Consider the following 15,804-nt stretch of genomic DNA (forward strand, 5'->3'; position numbering starts at 1 on the left):
AAGTCACATATTGCCCAATTCGGTTGATAACGTCCATGCGTTATCGTTCGGCCGGTGGGGCTGCGGTTCGAAACACGGCGATCCGACTCGATCTGGATCGACACCGTCTGGACGTCCACCAGCGATCAGGTCACCACCATGACCTCGGTCGCCGGGACGCATTGGGGCCTGGTCTTCTGGGCGCGGGACGGCCGGTCGTTCGCCGCCGTCACCGGCCCCGAGACCCGCACCCGCACGGCGCCCGTCCCGGAGGACGCGATCTTCACCGGCATCGAGTTCGCCACCGGCACCACACTGCGGGCGGTGCCCACCCCGGCCCTCGTCGACGGCGGCATCGAACTGCCCGACACCACCGCCCGCACCTTCCGGCTGGACGGCACCCGCTGGTCCACACCCGGCCCGGACGACGCCGAAGCCCTGGTCAGCGCCCTGGTCAGGGCCGGTGTGGTGGTGCGTGACCCGCTCGTCGCCGACGTGCTGCGCGGGCACCGGCCGGACGTGGCCGCCCGCACCGTGCAACGCCGGTTCCGCGCCGCGACCGGCCTCACCCACGGCACGATCCGGCAGATCGACCGGGCCCGCACCGCCGCCGGGCTGCTCACCGCCGGGACCACGGCTCCCGACGTGGTCGCCGAGCTCGACTACTTCGACGAGCCGCACCTGGCCCGGGCGCTGCGGACCTACATCGGGCGCACCGCCGGGCAGCTACGCGACCGTTCCGGCGGCGCGATAGGCCTCTGATCAGCGCTTCACGTCATAGATCAACTTCAGGATCCCATTGTCGTACGTGCCCGACTCCCGCAACGACAGCATGTACTTGTCCCGATCGGCCCGCCCGAACAGGCTCTTGCCCGCACCCAGCAGCACCGGGAACACCAGCAGGTTGTACTGGTCGATCAGCCCCGCGTCGGACAGCCGCCGGGCCAGCTCGGCACTGCCGTGGATGAAGATCGCCCCGCCCTCGGTCTCCTTGAGCGCCGCCACGTCCTCGGTGGAACGCAGGATCGTGGTAGCCCCCCAGCCCTCGACCAGGCCGTCGTCGGTGAGCGTGCCGGAGACCACGAACTTGGGCAGCTCCCGATAGTCCGCGTGATCCTCCGAGCCCGGCCAGACACTGGCGAACGCCTGGTAGCTGGCCCGCCCGAACATCAGCGCACTCGTGTCGGCCAGCTCCTCGCCCTTGAGCGACCAGGCCTCCGGCACGAACTCCAGATCCTTGAAAACCCAGCCCCCACCACGGTGCCCCTCCTCCGTCCCACCGGGCGAGTCCACAACGCCGTCGAGCGACATGAAGCCGGTCCAGACAAGGTTCCGCATGGTTGTTCTCTCCTCGATAGCGGTTACCGGGCCCACGCTAGATCCCCACCACTCCCCCGTCTTGGACAGAAACGACACGCCCCCACTCGTTCCCCCCAACCCACCGCTGGTCGCGTCCCGCCCTCACCCGTGTGGCACCTTCCGGTGCGGATCGAGCCGGAAAGCACCACGCGGGATCCGAGCCCGCTCGGGGCCGCTCGCCCTCTCACCGGTGACGGCCGCATTCGCCCGGCGGTCGCGTTTCGGTCCGGTCTGCCGCGGACCTCGCGGGGACGGCACCGAACGACCCGATCTCCGTGGAGCCGATTGGCGTACCCCCGCGGTTGTAAAAAATCAACAACCGCGAGAAGCCGCATCCCCGAACCACGGCGCAGAACAAACCGCAAGTAACCACGCGAACCAGCAACCCCAGCCGCGTGCCGCACAACGGCGCGAAACGCACCGCAAATCGGCACGCGCGCCCTGACCACCGCAAACGTGCCGCACAACGGCCCGAAACGCACCGCAAATCGGCACGCGCGCCCTGACCACCGGATACGTGCCGCACAACGGCCCGGAACGGACCGCAAGTCGGCACGCGCGCTGTGACCGCTGGGTGCGTGCCGCGTTTCGGCGCGGGGCGCTATCGGGTCAGGGAGCGGATCAGGGACAGGGTGCGGGTGAGGTGGGGTTCGGTGCGGTCGGCGCGGTGGGCCAGGGCCAGATCGACCGTCGCCGAGGGCGGGGTCAGGGGGCGGTATGTCACGCCGTCCAGGGCCAGGGCCGCCACCGGGGCCGGGACCACCGCGACGCCCAGGCCGCCGGCCACCAGGGTGATCAGCGTGGACGTCTCGCCCACCTCGTGCCGGATCCGGGGCTCCACCGCGGCGTCCCGGAACAGGCCCAGGACCAGGGTGTACATCGTCGAGCGGCGGTCCGCGGAGTGCACGATCAGCGCCTCGTCCCGCAGATCGGCGACGCCCACCGTGGGCCGGGCGGCCAGTGGGTGCGCGGCGGGTAGGGCCACCATCAGCGGGTCGCTGCGCAGCGGGATCACCGTGAGGGTGGGGTCGTCGACCGGCGGGCGGAGCAGGGCCACGTCGATCTCGCCGGTGCGCAGCGCCTCGATCTGGTCGGGGGCCAGCATCTCACCCCGGAACGAGAAGTCGACGCCGGGCAGTTCCACGGCCAGGTGCCGGGACAACGCCGGGAGCAGGCTGTACGTGGCCGAGCCCACGCACCCGACGGTCAGGTGGCCGACCGCTCCGGCGGCCACCCGGCGGGCCTCGTGCCCGGCGTCGTCCAGGTCGGCGAGGATCGCCCGCACCCGGTCCAGGTAGGCGCGGCCGGCGTCGGTGAGGGTCACCCGCCGGGTGGTCCGGTGCAGCAGTTCGACGCCGAGTGACGCCTCCAGGCGGCGGATGGCCTGGGAGAGTGGCGGCTGGGCCATGTGCAGGCGGGCGGCGGCCCGGCCGAAGTGGCGTTCCTCGGCGACGACCACGAAGTAGCGCAGCTGCCGCAACTCCACGGATTGATACCTCAGGACTCTCAATGGCGCATGATATTGATACTTCAACGTATCAAGCCGACGGCATAGCGTGGTCGAGATGAGAGCCTTCGTCTATCACGCGGTGCGCACCCCGTTCGGCCGGTTCAACGGCGCGCTGGCCGGCGTCCGGCCCGACGACCTGGCCGCCGGCACCATCCGGGCGCTGCTCAATGGCGAGACCGGCGCGACCGGCGCGACCGGCGCGACCGGCATGGCCGTCGACGAGGTGATCTGGGGCAACGCGAACGGGGCCGGCGAGGACAACCGCAACGTGGGCCGGATGGCCGCGCTGCTCGCCGGGCTGCCCGCCGGGGTCCCGGCCACCACGGTGAACCGGCTGTGCGGGTCGGGGCTGGACGCGGTGATGATCGGTTCCCGGGCGATCGAGACCGGGGACGCCGACGTGATCGTGGCCGGTGGGGTCGAGTCGATGACCCGTGCGCCCTGGGTGCTGCCGAAACCGGCGAAGGGGTTCCCGCCCGGCGACCTGACGGCCGTGTCGACGACGCTGGGCTGGCGTCTGGTCAATCCGCGGATGCCGGCCGAGTGGACCGTATCGCTCGGTGAGTGCAACGAGATGCTGGGCGAGAAACACGGGATCGACCGGGTACGCCAGGACGCGTTCGCCGCCCGGTCCCACCGGCTGGCCGCGCAAGCGTGGGCGGACGGGTTCTACGACGACCTGGTGGTCCCGGTCGAGGGCCTGACCACCGACGAGGGGGTACGCCCGGACAGCTCGCCGGAGAAGCTGAGCATCCTGAGGCCCAGCTTCCGCCCGGACGGCACCATCACCGCCGGCAACGCCTCCCCGCTCAGTGACGGCGCGAGCGCGGTGCTGCTCGGCTCGGAGAACGCGGCGCTCGGCCGGGACCCACTGGCCGCGATCGTCGGCCGGGGCGTGTCCGCCCTGGACCCCCGCGATTTCGGGTACGCCCCGGTGGAGGCCGCGAACCGGGCGCTGGCCCGGGCCGGCATCGGCTGGGATCAGGTCGGCGCGGTCGAACTGAACGAGGCGTTCGCCGTGCAGTCACTGGCGTGCGTGGACGCCTGGGGCATCGACCCGGAGATCGTGAACACCCGGGGCGGTGCGATCGCGATCGGTCACCCGCTCGGTGCCAGCGGCGGCCGGATCCTGGGCACCCTGGCGAAGGTGCTGCACGAGCGGGACGAACGGTACGGGGTGGCCGCGATCTGCATCGGCGTCGGGCAGGGCCTCGCCGTCGTACTGGAAAGGGTGCGGTGATGAAACTGCGGGAGAGTGTGGACGAGGCGGTCGCCGGGATCACCGACGGCAGCACCGTGCTGGTCGGCGGGTTCGGGCTGGCCGGGATGCCGTTCGACCTGATCGACGGGCTGATCCGGCAGGGCGCGGCGGACCTGACGATCGTGAGCAACAACGCCGGCAACGGTGATGTCGGCCTGGCCGCGCTGTTGAAGGCGGGGCGGGTCCGCAAGGTGATCTGTTCGTTCCCCCGCCAGTCGGACTCCTACGTCTTCGATGATCTGTACCGGTCCGGCCGGATCGAGCTGGAAGTGGTGCCGCAGGGCAGCCTGGCCGAGCGGATGCGGGCCGGCGGGGCGGGGATCGGGGCGTTCTACTGCCCGACCGGGGTGGGCACCCCGCTGGCCGAGGGCAAGGAGACCCGGACCATCGACGGCCGGGAGTACGTGCTGGAGTTCCCGATCAAGGGGGATGTGGCGCTGATCAGTGCGCACCGGGCCGACCCGCTGGGCAACCTGGTCTACCGCAAGACGGCCCGGAATTTCGGGCCGGTGATGGCGACCGCCGCGACCACCACGATCGTGCAGGTCGGCGAGCTGGTGGAGGCGGGGGCGATCGATCCGGAGACGGTGGTGACACCGGGCATCTTCGTCGATCGGGTGGTGCGGGTGCAGGCCCGCCGGTACATGGTCGAGGGAGCGCGCTGATGCCACTGTCCACCGATGAGCTCGCCGCGCGGGTGGCCCGGGACATCCCGGCGTACTCGTACGTCAATCTGGGGATCGGCCAGCCCACCCGGGTCGCCGACCATCTCACCCCGGAGCAGGGTGTCGTCCTGCACACCGAGAACGGCATGCTCAACATGGGCCCGGCGGCGACCGGCGACGACATCGACCCGGATCTGACCAACGCCGGGAAGGTGCCGGTCACCGAGCTGCCCGGCGCCTCCTACTTCCACCACGCCGACTCGTTCCTGATGATGCGCGGCGGCCATCTGGACGTCTGTGTGCTCGGCGCCTTCCAGGTGTCGGTGCACGGCGACCTGGCGAACTGGCACACCGGCGCGCCCGACGCGATCCCGGCGGTCGGCGGGGCGATGGACCTGGCCATCGGGGCCAGGCAGGTGTACGTGATGATGACCCTGTTCGACAGGCAGGGCCGCCCGAAGCTCGTGCCGGAGTGCACCTATCCGCTGACCGGTTTACGGTGTGTCAGCCGGGTCTATACCGACCTGGCCGTGTTCGATGTGGGACCGGGCGGTGTGGTGCTACGGGAGTCGTTCGGGATCACCCGCGAGCAGCTCGACGCGATGACGTAGCCTCACTGTCCCAGGAGTGAAGGAGCCGCTGGGTTGGATCTTGGTGAGGCGCGGGAGCTGGCGGCCGGGCTGATGGCGCGGCACGGGCTCAGCGGGTGGCGACTGACGTTCGACAACGCCAAGACCCGGGCCGGGGTGTGCCGGCCGGCGAGCCGGGAGATCGGGTTGTCCCGGCCGTTGATCCGCCTCTACACGGTCGAGCAGGTCACCGAGACGGTGTTGCACGAGATCGCGCACGCCCTGGTCGGCGCCGAGCATGGGCACGACGCGGTGTGGCGGGCCACCGCCCAGCGGATCGGCTGCTCGGGCACCCGGTGCGTGCCGGAGGGGGTGCCCCGGGTGGAGGGCGCCTGGGTCGGCTTCTGCCCGGCCGGGCACCGGACCACCGCGCACCGCCGGCCGACCCGGGTGCGGTCGTGTTCGCGCTGTTCCCGGACGTTCGACCGGACCGCCGTGTTCGCCTGGACCTACCGGGGGCAGGCGGCGCCGATGCAGGCCGCCTACGCGGCCGAGATGGTCCGGGTGCAGGGTGGGCGCAACGCCGGGTCGTTCAAGATCGGCGATCGGGTCCGCCTGAAGGGCGGCGGAAAATACGGCGGCATGGTCGGCACCATCGTCAAACAGGGCCGCAGCCGCTTCCACGTGCAGACCCGGGCCGGGCTGCTGAACGCGTCGTTCGCGATGGTCGAGGCGGTGGCTTGACCTTGTCACGGTGACAAGGTCTTCACTGGGCCGCATGAACACAGTTGTCACGGCGCTGGCGAGCGGCAGCTCGTCGGTGCGGCTCCAGGCGGCGCTCGCGGCCGGCACCACACCCGACCCGGACCTGATCGACACACTGGTCGAGCGGTGCGCGGTCGAACCGGACTTCTACGTCCGGGACATGCTGACCTGGGCGATCACCCGGCTCCCGGCGGAGTCGACGGTGCCCCGGCTGGTCGCCGAACTGTCCTCGGCACGGCCGCAGGCGCGGAGCCAGGCACTGCACTCGCTGTCCAAGATCGGCGACCGGGCGGCGTGGCCGGCACTCACCCGGGAGCTGCTCACCGACACCGACGGCGAGGTGGCCCGGGCGGCGTGGCGGACGGCGGCCGGGCTGGTGCCGGACGGCGCCGAGGCCGGGCTGGCGGCGATCCTGGTGACCCAGCTGGGGCGCGGTGACCGGGAGACCCGGCTGAGCCTGAGCCGGGCACTGATCATGCTGGGCGAGGCGGGCTCGGCGGCGTTGCCGCTGGACCACGACGACCCGGTGGTACGGCAGCACGCCCTCGCCACCGAGCAGCTCTTCCAGGACCCGGACGCCGGCTTCGACTTCGGTGTCGACCAGGCGATACGCATCGTGGCGCTGGGTCCTTCCGAGACGCTGCCCGCCGAACGGGCGGGATGATGGGGAGGTGTTGATCGGGGATGTGGCGCGACGGTCCGGGGTCAGCGCCCGCATGCTGCGCCACTACGACTCGATCGGCCTGGTCCGGCCGACCGGGCGCACCTCCTCCGGCTACCGGGAGTATTCGGCGGACGACATCCGCCGGATCTTCCACATCGAGAGCCTGCGCTCGCTCGGCCTGTCGCTGAAGGAGGCCGGGCAGGCGCTCGACGATCCGGCGTTCGACCCGGCCGGGCTGGTCGGCGAGCTGATCGGCAGGACCCGGGAGCGGATCGCCGCCGAGACCCGGCTGCTGGCCCGGCTGGAGCGTCTGGGTGAGGCGGGCCCGGCCGGGTGGGAGGAGGTCCTGCAGATCGTCGCACTGTTGCAGGCCCTCGGATCGGACAGCGCCGGCCGGCGGCAGAAGGCGGCGCTGTCCGAGGTCCCGGTGCCGGTGGAGGCCCTGGTGGAGGCGGCGCTGAGCGAGCCGGACACGAACGCCGCCGGGGCGCTGCGCTGGGCGCTGGTCCGGGCCGGCACGGACGCGCTGCCGCTGCTGGCCGCCGGGCTGGACGCGGCCGAGCGCCCGGTGCGCCGCCGGGCGATCCGGGCGATCGACGAGTTCCCGGGCCCGGAGGCGACCGCCGTGCTGCGCGCGACGCTGACCCATGACGATCACGAGATCCGCCGGTACGCGGCGGTGGCCCTGGGTTCCCGGTCGGCTCCGGAGGCGATCCCGACGCTGGTCGACATGATCGTCACAAACACCAACGACGCCGGGGCCGCCGACGCGCTGAGTGCCCTGGCCGGCGACGCCGTGCTGGCGGACCGGATCGCCGGTGTCCTGACCGAACGGATCGCGGGCTCCCGGAATCCGGCCGCCCGCCAGCGGCTGACCCAGGCGCTCGCCGACATCCCGGGCGAGACCGCGACCCGGGCCCTGACCGCGCTGTCGGCGGAGGACGCCGATCGGGCGGTCGCGCTCACCGCCGCCTACGTGCTGCGGCTGCGTTCCCCCGTTCGACCGAGCCGATTCCGGGACGATCGGCCGGAGTAACCCCCACAACCCTGACCTATTTGAACAAACGGATACCTCCATGATGGACGCCATATGAGGCATAGGTGATCTTCAGTCGTCCTGGTTGGTAACGTCACGCCGCCACTCGACCCGACAGAGGTGTGACCCGATATGCCCTTGCTGAGTATCGTCCTGCCGGTCTACCGGGTTCAGGCGTACCTCCGCGAATGCCTGGATTCGCTCCTCGGCCAGCCGTTCACCGACATCGAGGTGATCGCCGTCGACGACTGCTCACCGGATCACTGCGGTGCGATCCTGGACGAGTACGCCGCCCGCGACCCCAGGGTCCGGGTGCTGCACCTGGCCGAGAACGTCGGGCTCGGGCAGGCCCGCAACGAGGGGCAGCGGCACGCCACCGGGGAGTTCGTCTGGTTCGTCGACAGCGACGACTGGATCGCGCCGGGCGCCCTGGCCGCGATCGCCGCCCGGATCGGCGAGACCGACCCGGACGTACTGGTGGTCGACTACGCCAAGGTGTGGTGGAACCACAAGAGCAAACGCAGCAAGCTGGCCGAACTGATTCGCACCGAGGGCCTGCCCCGGCTGTTCACGCTGGCCGAGTACCCGAACGCGCTCAAGATCTTCCACGTGGCCTGGAACAAGATCTACCGGCGTACGTTCCTCGAACAGCACCGGATCACGTACCCGGGCGGGCTGTACGAGGACGTGCCGGTCGGCTTCCCGGTGCTGATCCTCGCCGACCGGATCACCGTGCTGGAGCGGGTCTGCGTCTACTACCGGCAACGGCGGCGCGGCGCGATCACCTCCACCCCCGGGCGCGGCCACTTCCACGCCCTCGACCAGTACGACCTGCTGTTCGCCCGGCTGGACGAGATCGGCGAGCGGGCCGCACCGTACCGCGCGATCATCTTCGAACGCATGCTCCACCAGTGCCTGCTGGTGCTGGAGAACCCGGAACGCATCGCCGACGAGGACCGCAAGGACTTCTTCCAGGCCCTGGCCCAGGCGTACGCCAGGCACCTGCCCGCCGGCGGGTACACCCCACGGGAGGGCCCGGCCGGGGAGAAGCAGCGGCTGCTGGAACGCGGCTCCTACACCGGCTGGCTGGCCCGGCGCGCCGCGACCCGGGTGCGCGGGGCGGTCAAGCGGCGGACCCGCGAGGTGGAGAGGGAGCTGCGGATCGACGAGCGGGTCCGGCGGAAGTACTACCAGGCCCAGCTGCGCCAGCCGGTCGACGAGAACCTGGCGCTGATCTCCAACGTCAACTTCCCCGGCTGGGTGGAGAAGCGCGAGGACGCGATCCACCTGTCCACCAACCACGGCACACCGGTCAAGGCGATGGGCATCGACCAGCTGAAATACCCGGCCGGGGTGACCGGGATGAACATGGCCTGGCTGCTCAAGCGCTGCGACCGCTGGTCGTTCAGCATCAGCCCGAACGCGTACACCACCGAGGTCTGGGAACGGGCCTACCCCTGCGACTACGAGACCCTGGAGTACGGCTACCCGCGCAACGACGCCCTGGTGAACGCGACCGAACGGGATGTGGCGGAGGCGCGTGCCCGGGTCGGCGTGCACCCCGGCCAGACCGCCGTCGCCTACCTGCCGACCTACCGCGACTACGAGTTCGGCAGTGACGCGCTGCTCAACGTGGAACGGTTCGCCGACCAGCTGCCGGACGACACCGTCGTGCTGGCCCGGGTGCACCACTTCGACCGCTCGCACGTCTCCGGCGACCACCCCCGGGTGCTGGACCTCAGCGACCACCCCTCGGTGGAGGACGTCTGCCTGGCCGCCGACGTGCTGATCACCGACTACTCCTCGGTGATGTTCGACTACGCGGTGCTGGACCGGCCGATGGCGATCTACGCGGCCGACTGGGAGAAGTACCGGGAGAACCGTGGCGCCTACCTGGACGTGTTCCGGGACGGTCCCGGGGTGACCGCGCGCACCCCCGACGAGCTGGCCGGCATGTTCCGCTCCGGCGAGGTCCGGGGCCCGGTCGCCGACCTCAACCGGGCGGTGTTCCGGGACCGGTTCTGCTACCTGGACGACGGTCACGCCGCCGAGCGGGTGGTCCGCCGGGTGTTCCTGGACGAGCCGGTGATCACCCCCGCGCGGGCCATGAGCCGCGTCATAGTCGGTGGACGATGAGCGGATCCGGGCCTTCACTTGACGTCTGAGCACGTCCTGTGACACCGGAAGGCGGCACCATGCCCACCGCACTATCCCTGCTCGACCTGGCCCCGATCTCCGCCGGTCAGACCGCCCGGGCCAGCTTCGCCGCCAGCGTCGAGCTGGCCCGGGCCGCCGAGAGCGCCGGGTTCGAGCGGGTCTGGTACGCCGAGCACCACAACATGGAGTCGATCGCCTCGTCCGCCACCAGCGTGGTGATCGGGCACGTGGCCGCGCACACCTCGACGATCCGGCTGGGCGCCGGTGGCGTGATGCTGCCGAACCACTCGCCGCTGGTGATCGCCGAGCAGTTCGGCACCCTGGAGACGCTCCACCCGGGCCGGATCGACCTGGGCCTGGGCCGGGCGCCCGGCAGCGACCAGGTCACCATGCGGGCGCTGCGCCGCGACCACCTGTCCGCCGAGTCGTTCCCGGAGGACGTGCTGGAGCTGCGGGGCTACCTGTCCGGCCGGTCGGTGGTGCCCGGCGTGCAGGCGGTGCCCCGGGCCGAGCGGCCGGTGCCGCTCTACATCCTGGGCTCCTCGCTGTTCGGCGCCCAGCTGGCCGCCAAGCTGGGGTTGCCGTACGCGTTCGCCTCCCACTTCTCCCCCGAGGCCCTGCACCAGGCCACCAAGATCTACCGGGACACGTTCACCCCGTCCGAGCAGCTCGCCGAGCCGTACGTGATCGCCGGGGTGAACGTGGTGGCCGCCGACACCCACGAGGAGGCGGTCGCCCAGATGACCGCCGCCTACCGCGCCCGCACCAGGGCGTTCATCACCCGCGGCCCGGTCCGGCGCAACTTCACCGACGCCGAGATCGACGCGTTCCTGGCCTCCCCGAACGGCGCCCAGCTGGCCGCGATGACCCGCTACACGGCGGTCGGCACGCCGGACGAGGTCCGCGACTACCTGACCGACTTCGCCGCCTCCTGCCAGGCCGACGAGCTGATCACCGCCCACCACGCCCAGTCGGCCGCCGACCGGGTCCGCTCGGTCACCCTGACCGGCGCCGCGATGACCGCCCCGGCCACGGCCTGACCACCGGCGGCGTCCGGGGCCGGTGGGCAGAACATCGCGCCGGCCCAAAAGAACCAGGGCCGGGTGACCTCGTCTTTCCGGTCCAGAGCATGAAGCCTGAAACGGACATGGCCCGCCACCGTGCCGGAACACGGGTGGCGGGCCGTTCACGATTCAGGCGGTGACCATGGCGTAGAAGCCGACCGGCTGGCCCTCGACGTCCCGGATCAGGGACATGCCCATCTCCACCTCCACCATGTGCCCGGCGGCGTGCGACAGCCGCAACCGGCGGGCCGTCGGCTGATCCTCGGTGAACATGAAGGCAGCGGTCCGGTCGTTCTCCGGCCGGTCCTCCGGATGGGTGATGTCGTCGAGGGTCAGCCCCGCCAGTTCCGCGGCGCTACGCCCGGTGAGGTCCGCCATCGCCGGATTCACCTCCAGGAACCGGCCGTCCAGCGAGATCGACGCCTGCCCCACGGTGGCCAGCGAGAACTGGGCGCGCATCCGCTTCTCCCCGTCGGCCAGCCGCCGCTCCGCCATCCGGCGGGCGGTCACGTCCGCGTTCACCTCCAGGAACCCGACCGGGCGGCCGTCGTCGTCGCACTGCACACCCTGATGGGAGTGCACCACGATCCGGGTGCCGTCACTGCGCAGGTGGTCGAGCTCGCCACGCCACCCGCCGGTGCCGGCCAGCTCCCGTTCGACGGCCTCCCGCGACTCCGGGAACCGGGTGTCCAGCAGCCGGTGCACACAGCGGCCCATCACCGCCGAGGCGTTCCAGCCGTAGACCTGCTCGGCACCCCGGTTCCAATAGGTGATCCGCCCCTCCAGATCCCGCACCACCACCGCGGTCGGCGCCAGATCCAGCAGCTCGGCCTGCTGGCGCAGCCGGGCGTTGTCGTGGTGCCGGTCGCTGACGTCGCTGCACACCCCGTCCACGAACAGCACCCCGTTCTCCCGGCGCGGCTGGCCCCGGGTCCACACCCAGCGGGTCAGCCCGTCCTTGCCGATCAGCCGGCAGGCCACCTGCGCGGGCAGGCCATCGGTCAGGGTGTCCCGGAACGCGGTGAACGCGTCCAGGTCGTCCGGGTGCACCATGCCCGCCATCGCCCGGCTCAGATCACCGCCGGCCGGGGCCGGGCCACCGAAGATGGTGGTCCGGTTCGGGCTCCCGTAGACCAGCCGGACCGCGCCGTCCGAGGTGATCCGGACCGTCCACAGGAAGTCGTTGAGATTGGCGACGATCTGGTCGAAGTGCCGGCGGGTCCGGCTCAGCTCCAGCTCCAGGTCGACCGCGCGGCGGCGGTGCACGTACTGGCCGATGTGTGCGGCCACCGAGTCCAGCGCCGCCATCAGGTCCGGCTCCGGCTCCACCACCCGCCGGTCGAAGATCGCCAGCACGCCCACCACGTCCGGCCCGTTACGGACCGGGACGGCCACCACCGTGTTCAGCCCGGCCGCCTTCGCCGCCGCCGCCCGGGTGCTGTCGGAGGTGGACAGGTCGGTGGCCCAGCGGGCGGCCCGCGAGGTGAACACCTTGTCGACCACGCCGCAGCCCCGGCCGTACTCCCGGGTGTTGCGCATCGGCGCCGTCGACTTGCTGTCCCGCGACCAGTCGGCCACCCGGACCAGCTGCCCGCCGTCCTCCGGGTCCAGGTGCCAGTACTCCACGTACGGCCAGACCAGGCCCTCACCGACCCGCTCCACCACCGCCTCGGCGGCGTTCTCGGCGGTGTCCGCGGTGGCCAGCGCACCGGCCACCGCGTACTCCAGGCGGCGCAACTGTTCCCGGCGCCGGACCGTGCTGATGTCGCGCACGAAGGCGAACGTGGTCGGCGCCCCGTGCTGGACGCGGACCGCCGCCGAGATCTCCACCGGGAACCGCCGGCCGTGCCGGTGCGCCCCGAGGAACTCCCGGTTCACCCAGCCCGCCCCGGCGGCCAGCTCGGAGATCCAGTGGGTGAAGACCTCCCGGTGCTCCGGCGCGATGATCATCTCTTCGGCGCCGCGACCCACGGTCTCCGCGGCGATCCGCCCGAAGGTCCGCTCGGCCGCGGCGTTCCAGCAGGTGATCACGCCGTCCGGGGTGGTCTGCAGGAACGCGTCACCGGTGCCCTCCACCACCCATCGCACGTCCGTCGAGCCCCGCTCCGCCTCGTCGGCGGCCATCCGGCGGGCCACCTCGGCGCCCACCGCGGTGGACAGCGCGGTAAGCGTCGCCACATCGGTGTCGCTCCAGTCCCGCGGCTCCGAGGCGTAGACACACAGGGTGCCCACCACCTGGCCGTTCGGCGACCGGACCGGCACACCCAGATAGGCCACCGCCTGGTACGCCACGATCGCCGGGCTGTCCCGCAACAGCGGGTGCTCCCGGGCGTCCGGCACCACCAGCGGCACCCCGGACTCGACCACGTGTCGGCAGTACGAGTGCGACAGCGGCACCTGGCGCACCGTCGGGGAGAGCGGCGGCCCGCTCATGCTGATCTGGCACTGCCGGTCCGCCTCCACCAGGTTCACCAGCGACACACGGCCGCCGATCAGGCGCATGGCCAGCCCGGTGATCTCGTCCAGCACGGGCGAGGGCGCGCCGCCGATCAGCCCGGTCGACGCCACCGCATCGAGACGCGCCGGATCGCGGACCACATCGCGGGCCACACCGTCGCCCGTCGTCGTCATGGAAGCTGTGGTAGTCATCACTCGGACCCGTCGGCACCCTTCGCCCCGAAATGAGGACCTTGCCGGGGGCATCATGGATTCATGAGAAATCGGATCGTGGTAATCGGCGGGCACGGCAAGGTGGCCCGTCTCCTGCTGCCCCTCCTGACCGACGCGGGGCATCAGGTCACCGCGATCATCCGCAACCCCGACCATACCGCCGCGGTCGCCGCGACCGGGGCGTCTCCGCTGGTCGCCGACGTGGAGCGACTCGACACCGGCGCCCTCGCCGAGCTGTTCACCGGCCACGACACGATCATCTGGTCGGCCGGGGCGGGCGGCGGCGACCCCACCCGGACGTTCGCGGTGGACCGCGACGCCGCGATCCGCTCGATGGACGCGGCGATCCAGGCCGGTGTCCCCCGCTACCTGATGGTCTCCTACTTCGGCGCCGGTCCCGACCACGGCGTCCCCCAGGACAACCCCTTCTTCGCGTACGCGGAGGCGAAAGCCGCCGCCGACCGCCACCTGGCCGGCACCACCCTGTCCTGGACGGTCCTCGCCCCCAGCCGCCTCACCGACGACCCCGCCACCGGCCGGATCGAGACGGCGGCCCAGGGCGCGACGGGCGGCGCGGTGAGCCGCGCCGACGTCGCCGCGACCATCCTGGCCGCCCTGCACGACCCGTCGACCGTCGGCCGCACCATCGAGTTCAACAACGGCCCCACCCCTGTCGCGGAGGCCCTGCGCGCCTGACCGGGCCGTCCGGCCCTGCCCACCGGGACCGTCGCGCTCCTACGCTGCGGACATGATCCCGCTGGCCCGCCGCCTGTTGGCCGAATTCCTGGGCACCGCCCTGCTGCTGGTGGCGGTCGTCGGCGCGAGCGCGACCGCCACCGCCCTCTCCGGTGACCCCGGTCTCCGGTTGCTGCAGAACTCCAGCACGGTCGCCCTGGCGCTGGCCGCGATCATCTACATGTTCGCGCCGGTGTCCCGGTCCCACTTCAACCCGGTGGTCTCGATCGCCGACTGGTTGCAGGGCAACCTGACCGGCCGGGAACTGGCCGGATACGTCTGCGCCCAACTCGCCGGCGCCCTGACCGGCACGATCCTCGGCAACCTGATGTCCGGCCTGCCCACGGCGACCGTCTCCACCACCACCCGAACCGGCCCCCACCTGCTTCTCAGCGAGGCAGTGGCCACCGCCGCCCTGACCCGGACCGGCCGCGGTTCGGCAGGCCCCGGGGCGGTAGGCGCCTACATCGGCGCGGCCTGCTGGTTCACCTCGTCGGCGTGCTTCGCCAACCCGGCGGTCACCCTGGCCCGAACCCTCACCGGCACCGAGGCCGGCATCGCTCCCCCGTCGGTCCCGCTCTTCATCCTGGCCCAGCTGGCCGGTCTGGCTGCGGCAAGCGCCGTGATCCCCACCCTGTACCCCCGCCCCACCATCCCAGCCCCGTCCCCGTCCCCGTCCCCAGCCCCAGCCCCAGCCCCGTCCCCAGCCCCAGCCCCGTCCCCAGCCACCGCCACCGCCACCGCCACCGCCACCGCCACCGCCACCGCCACCGCCGAACCTCACCCTGTGCCGACTTCCGGCGCAATCCAAACCCGAACTCACCACACGAGCCAACCCTGTGGTGAGCTGCGGCACGTTCGGCCCGCGGGTGCACAGCGCGGCGTCACGGATTCCAGCCCCGCCGCCCTGCTGGAAGAGAGTTGCAACGCGGTGTCGGCCCAGGTCCGCGTTACTCCAGGTCAGCGGCGCCCACCAGAATGACAACCCTTCTCACCCCGCGGATGTACGCCAATCGGGCCAGCAGAAATCGGGACGCCCTGCCCGGTCCCCGCGACGCCCGCGTCACTGCAAGACCGTCCAGCGACCGCCGGGCCGAATGCGGCGAAAACGGAAACGCGCACCACCCCGACCGACGCACAAGCTGACAAATCAGGCACCCAGGCGGCTCACCACACGCCCACGGTTCAGGCGCTCGCGGCGGCACCTGAGACCACGGATCGGATGCCCGCGGCGGCGCCTGGGGCGCTGCGGCGCTTACGGTCCGGCATGCGTGCGGCCTCAGCGAGCCGGGACAGCGCGTGCCCGCACACGAATCGCGATCGTGTGCGGGCGGCAGGTTCCGCGGGTCAGGACGTCACACCGCGTGGTG

Annotated in this window: 14 protein-coding genes; 11 read left to right on the forward strand and 3 right to left on the reverse strand. The window is 71.8% G+C overall.

Annotated features, from left to right (window positions below; genetic code table 11):
• Positions 1-54 precede the first annotated feature (54 nt).
• Complete coding sequence (locus tag ACQ0O7_RS22885) at positions 55-741, forward strand: helix-turn-helix domain-containing protein (protein ID WP_430784207.1); 687 nt, start codon at positions 55-57, stop codon at positions 739-741.
• Here ACQ0O7_RS22885 and ACQ0O7_RS22890 read toward each other — a convergent pair whose 3' ends face one another.
• Both ACQ0O7_RS22890 and ACQ0O7_RS22895 read right to left on the reverse strand, forming a co-directional pair.
• Entirely contained in the window at positions 742-1,317 is a 576-nt protein-coding gene (locus ACQ0O7_RS22890) for a dihydrofolate reductase family protein (RefSeq protein ID WP_430784208.1), read from the reverse strand.
• A gap of 622 nt (positions 1,318-1,939) precedes the next feature.
• Positions 1,940-2,848: a LysR family transcriptional regulator gene (locus tag ACQ0O7_RS22895; protein ID WP_430784209.1), complete on the reverse strand. Its 909-nt coding sequence runs from the start codon at positions 2,846-2,848 to the stop codon at positions 1,940-1,942.
• Between the two features lie 55 nt (positions 2,849-2,903).
• Here ACQ0O7_RS22895 and ACQ0O7_RS22900 point away from each other — a divergent pair, with 55 nt between their 5' ends.
• From ACQ0O7_RS22900 to ACQ0O7_RS22935, 8 genes are all read left to right on the forward strand, one after another.
• A complete protein-coding gene (locus tag ACQ0O7_RS22900; protein ID WP_430784210.1) occupies positions 2,904-4,088 on the forward strand; it encodes a thiolase family protein in 1,185 nt (394 codons plus the stop codon).
• Positions 4,088-4,774: a 3-oxoacid CoA-transferase subunit A gene (locus tag ACQ0O7_RS22905; protein ID WP_430784211.1), complete on the forward strand. Its 687-nt coding sequence runs from the start codon at positions 4,088-4,090 to the stop codon at positions 4,772-4,774. Before ACQ0O7_RS22900 ends, ACQ0O7_RS22905 begins: the two co-directional genes overlap by 1 nt.
• Positions 4,774-5,385: a 3-oxoacid CoA-transferase subunit B gene (locus ACQ0O7_RS22910; protein ID WP_430784212.1), complete on the forward strand. Its 612-nt coding sequence runs from the start codon at positions 4,774-4,776 to the stop codon at positions 5,383-5,385. The genes ACQ0O7_RS22905 and ACQ0O7_RS22910 overlap by 1 nt, the downstream gene beginning before the upstream one ends.
• A 33-nt stretch (positions 5,386-5,418) precedes the next feature.
• The gene (locus tag ACQ0O7_RS22915; RefSeq protein ID WP_430784213.1) at positions 5,419-6,087 is read left to right on the forward strand and encodes a SprT-like domain-containing protein; all 669 of its coding nucleotides are present in this window, start codon (positions 5,419-5,421) and stop codon (positions 6,085-6,087) included.
• A gap of 34 nt (positions 6,088-6,121) precedes the next feature.
• Positions 6,122-6,772: a HEAT repeat domain-containing protein gene (locus tag ACQ0O7_RS22920; RefSeq protein WP_430784214.1), complete on the forward strand. Its 651-nt coding sequence runs from the start codon at positions 6,122-6,124 to the stop codon at positions 6,770-6,772.
• A gap of 7 nt (positions 6,773-6,779) precedes the next feature.
• Positions 6,780-7,808 (forward strand): HEAT repeat domain-containing protein, encoded by a 1,029-nt coding sequence (locus ACQ0O7_RS22925; protein ID WP_430784215.1) that lies wholly within the window; start codon positions 6,780-6,782, stop codon positions 7,806-7,808.
• A gap of 132 nt (positions 7,809-7,940) precedes the next feature.
• Positions 7,941-9,944: a CDP-glycerol glycerophosphotransferase family protein gene (locus ACQ0O7_RS22930; RefSeq protein ID WP_430784216.1), complete on the forward strand. Its 2,004-nt coding sequence runs from the start codon at positions 7,941-7,943 to the stop codon at positions 9,942-9,944.
• 59 nt (positions 9,945-10,003) lie between these two features.
• Positions 10,004-11,005: an LLM class flavin-dependent oxidoreductase gene (locus tag ACQ0O7_RS22935; protein ID WP_430784217.1), complete on the forward strand. Its 1,002-nt coding sequence runs from the start codon at positions 10,004-10,006 to the stop codon at positions 11,003-11,005.
• 153 nt (positions 11,006-11,158) lie between these two features.
• Here ACQ0O7_RS22935 and ACQ0O7_RS22940 read toward each other — a convergent pair whose 3' ends face one another.
• Complete coding sequence (locus ACQ0O7_RS22940; RefSeq protein ID WP_430784218.1) at positions 11,159-13,660, reverse strand: PAS domain S-box protein; 2,502 nt, start codon at positions 13,658-13,660, stop codon at positions 11,159-11,161.
• Positions 13,661-13,741: 81 nt separating this feature from the next.
• Between ACQ0O7_RS22940 and ACQ0O7_RS22945 the strand changes: the two genes are divergently transcribed.
• The gene (locus ACQ0O7_RS22945; protein WP_430784219.1) at positions 13,742-14,395 is read left to right on the forward strand and encodes an SDR family oxidoreductase; all 654 of its coding nucleotides are present in this window, start codon (positions 13,742-13,744) and stop codon (positions 14,393-14,395) included.
• Positions 14,396-14,447: 52 nt separating this feature from the next.
• Complete coding sequence (locus tag ACQ0O7_RS22950; RefSeq protein ID WP_430784220.1) at positions 14,448-15,416, forward strand: aquaporin; 969 nt, start codon at positions 14,448-14,450, stop codon at positions 15,414-15,416.
• Positions 15,417-15,804: the final 388 nt, after the last annotated feature.

This window comes from Actinoplanes sp. G11-F43 (assembly GCF_050589265.1).
In the GTDB taxonomy this organism is placed as follows: Bacteria; Actinomycetota; Actinomycetes; order Mycobacteriales; family Micromonosporaceae; genus Actinoplanes.

Coding starts and splice junctions, on each gene's coding strand:
- ACQ0O7_RS22945 (WP_430784219.1), top strand. CDS start 13,742: ATGAGAAATCGGATCGTGGTAATCGGCGGGCACGGCAAGGTGGCCCGT.
- ACQ0O7_RS22930 (WP_430784216.1), top strand. CDS start 7,941: ATGCCCTTGCTGAGTATCGTCCTGCCGGTCTACCGGGTTCAGGCGTAC.
- ACQ0O7_RS22890 (WP_430784208.1), bottom strand. CDS start 1,317: ATGCGGAACCTTGTCTGGACCGGCTTCATGTCGCTCGACGGCGTTGTG.
- ACQ0O7_RS22950 (WP_430784220.1), top strand. CDS start 14,448: ATGATCCCGCTGGCCCGCCGCCTGTTGGCCGAATTCCTGGGCACCGCC.
- ACQ0O7_RS22900 (WP_430784210.1), top strand. CDS start 2,904: ATGAGAGCCTTCGTCTATCACGCGGTGCGCACCCCGTTCGGCCGGTTC.
- ACQ0O7_RS22935 (WP_430784217.1), top strand. CDS start 10,004: ATGCCCACCGCACTATCCCTGCTCGACCTGGCCCCGATCTCCGCCGGT.
- ACQ0O7_RS22910 (WP_430784212.1), top strand. CDS start 4,774: ATGCCACTGTCCACCGATGAGCTCGCCGCGCGGGTGGCCCGGGACATC.
- ACQ0O7_RS22920 (WP_430784214.1), top strand. CDS start 6,122: ATGAACACAGTTGTCACGGCGCTGGCGAGCGGCAGCTCGTCGGTGCGG.
- ACQ0O7_RS22940 (WP_430784218.1), bottom strand. CDS start 13,660: ATGACGACGACGGGCGACGGTGTGGCCCGCGATGTGGTCCGCGATCCG.
- ACQ0O7_RS22905 (WP_430784211.1), top strand. CDS start 4,088: ATGAAACTGCGGGAGAGTGTGGACGAGGCGGTCGCCGGGATCACCGAC.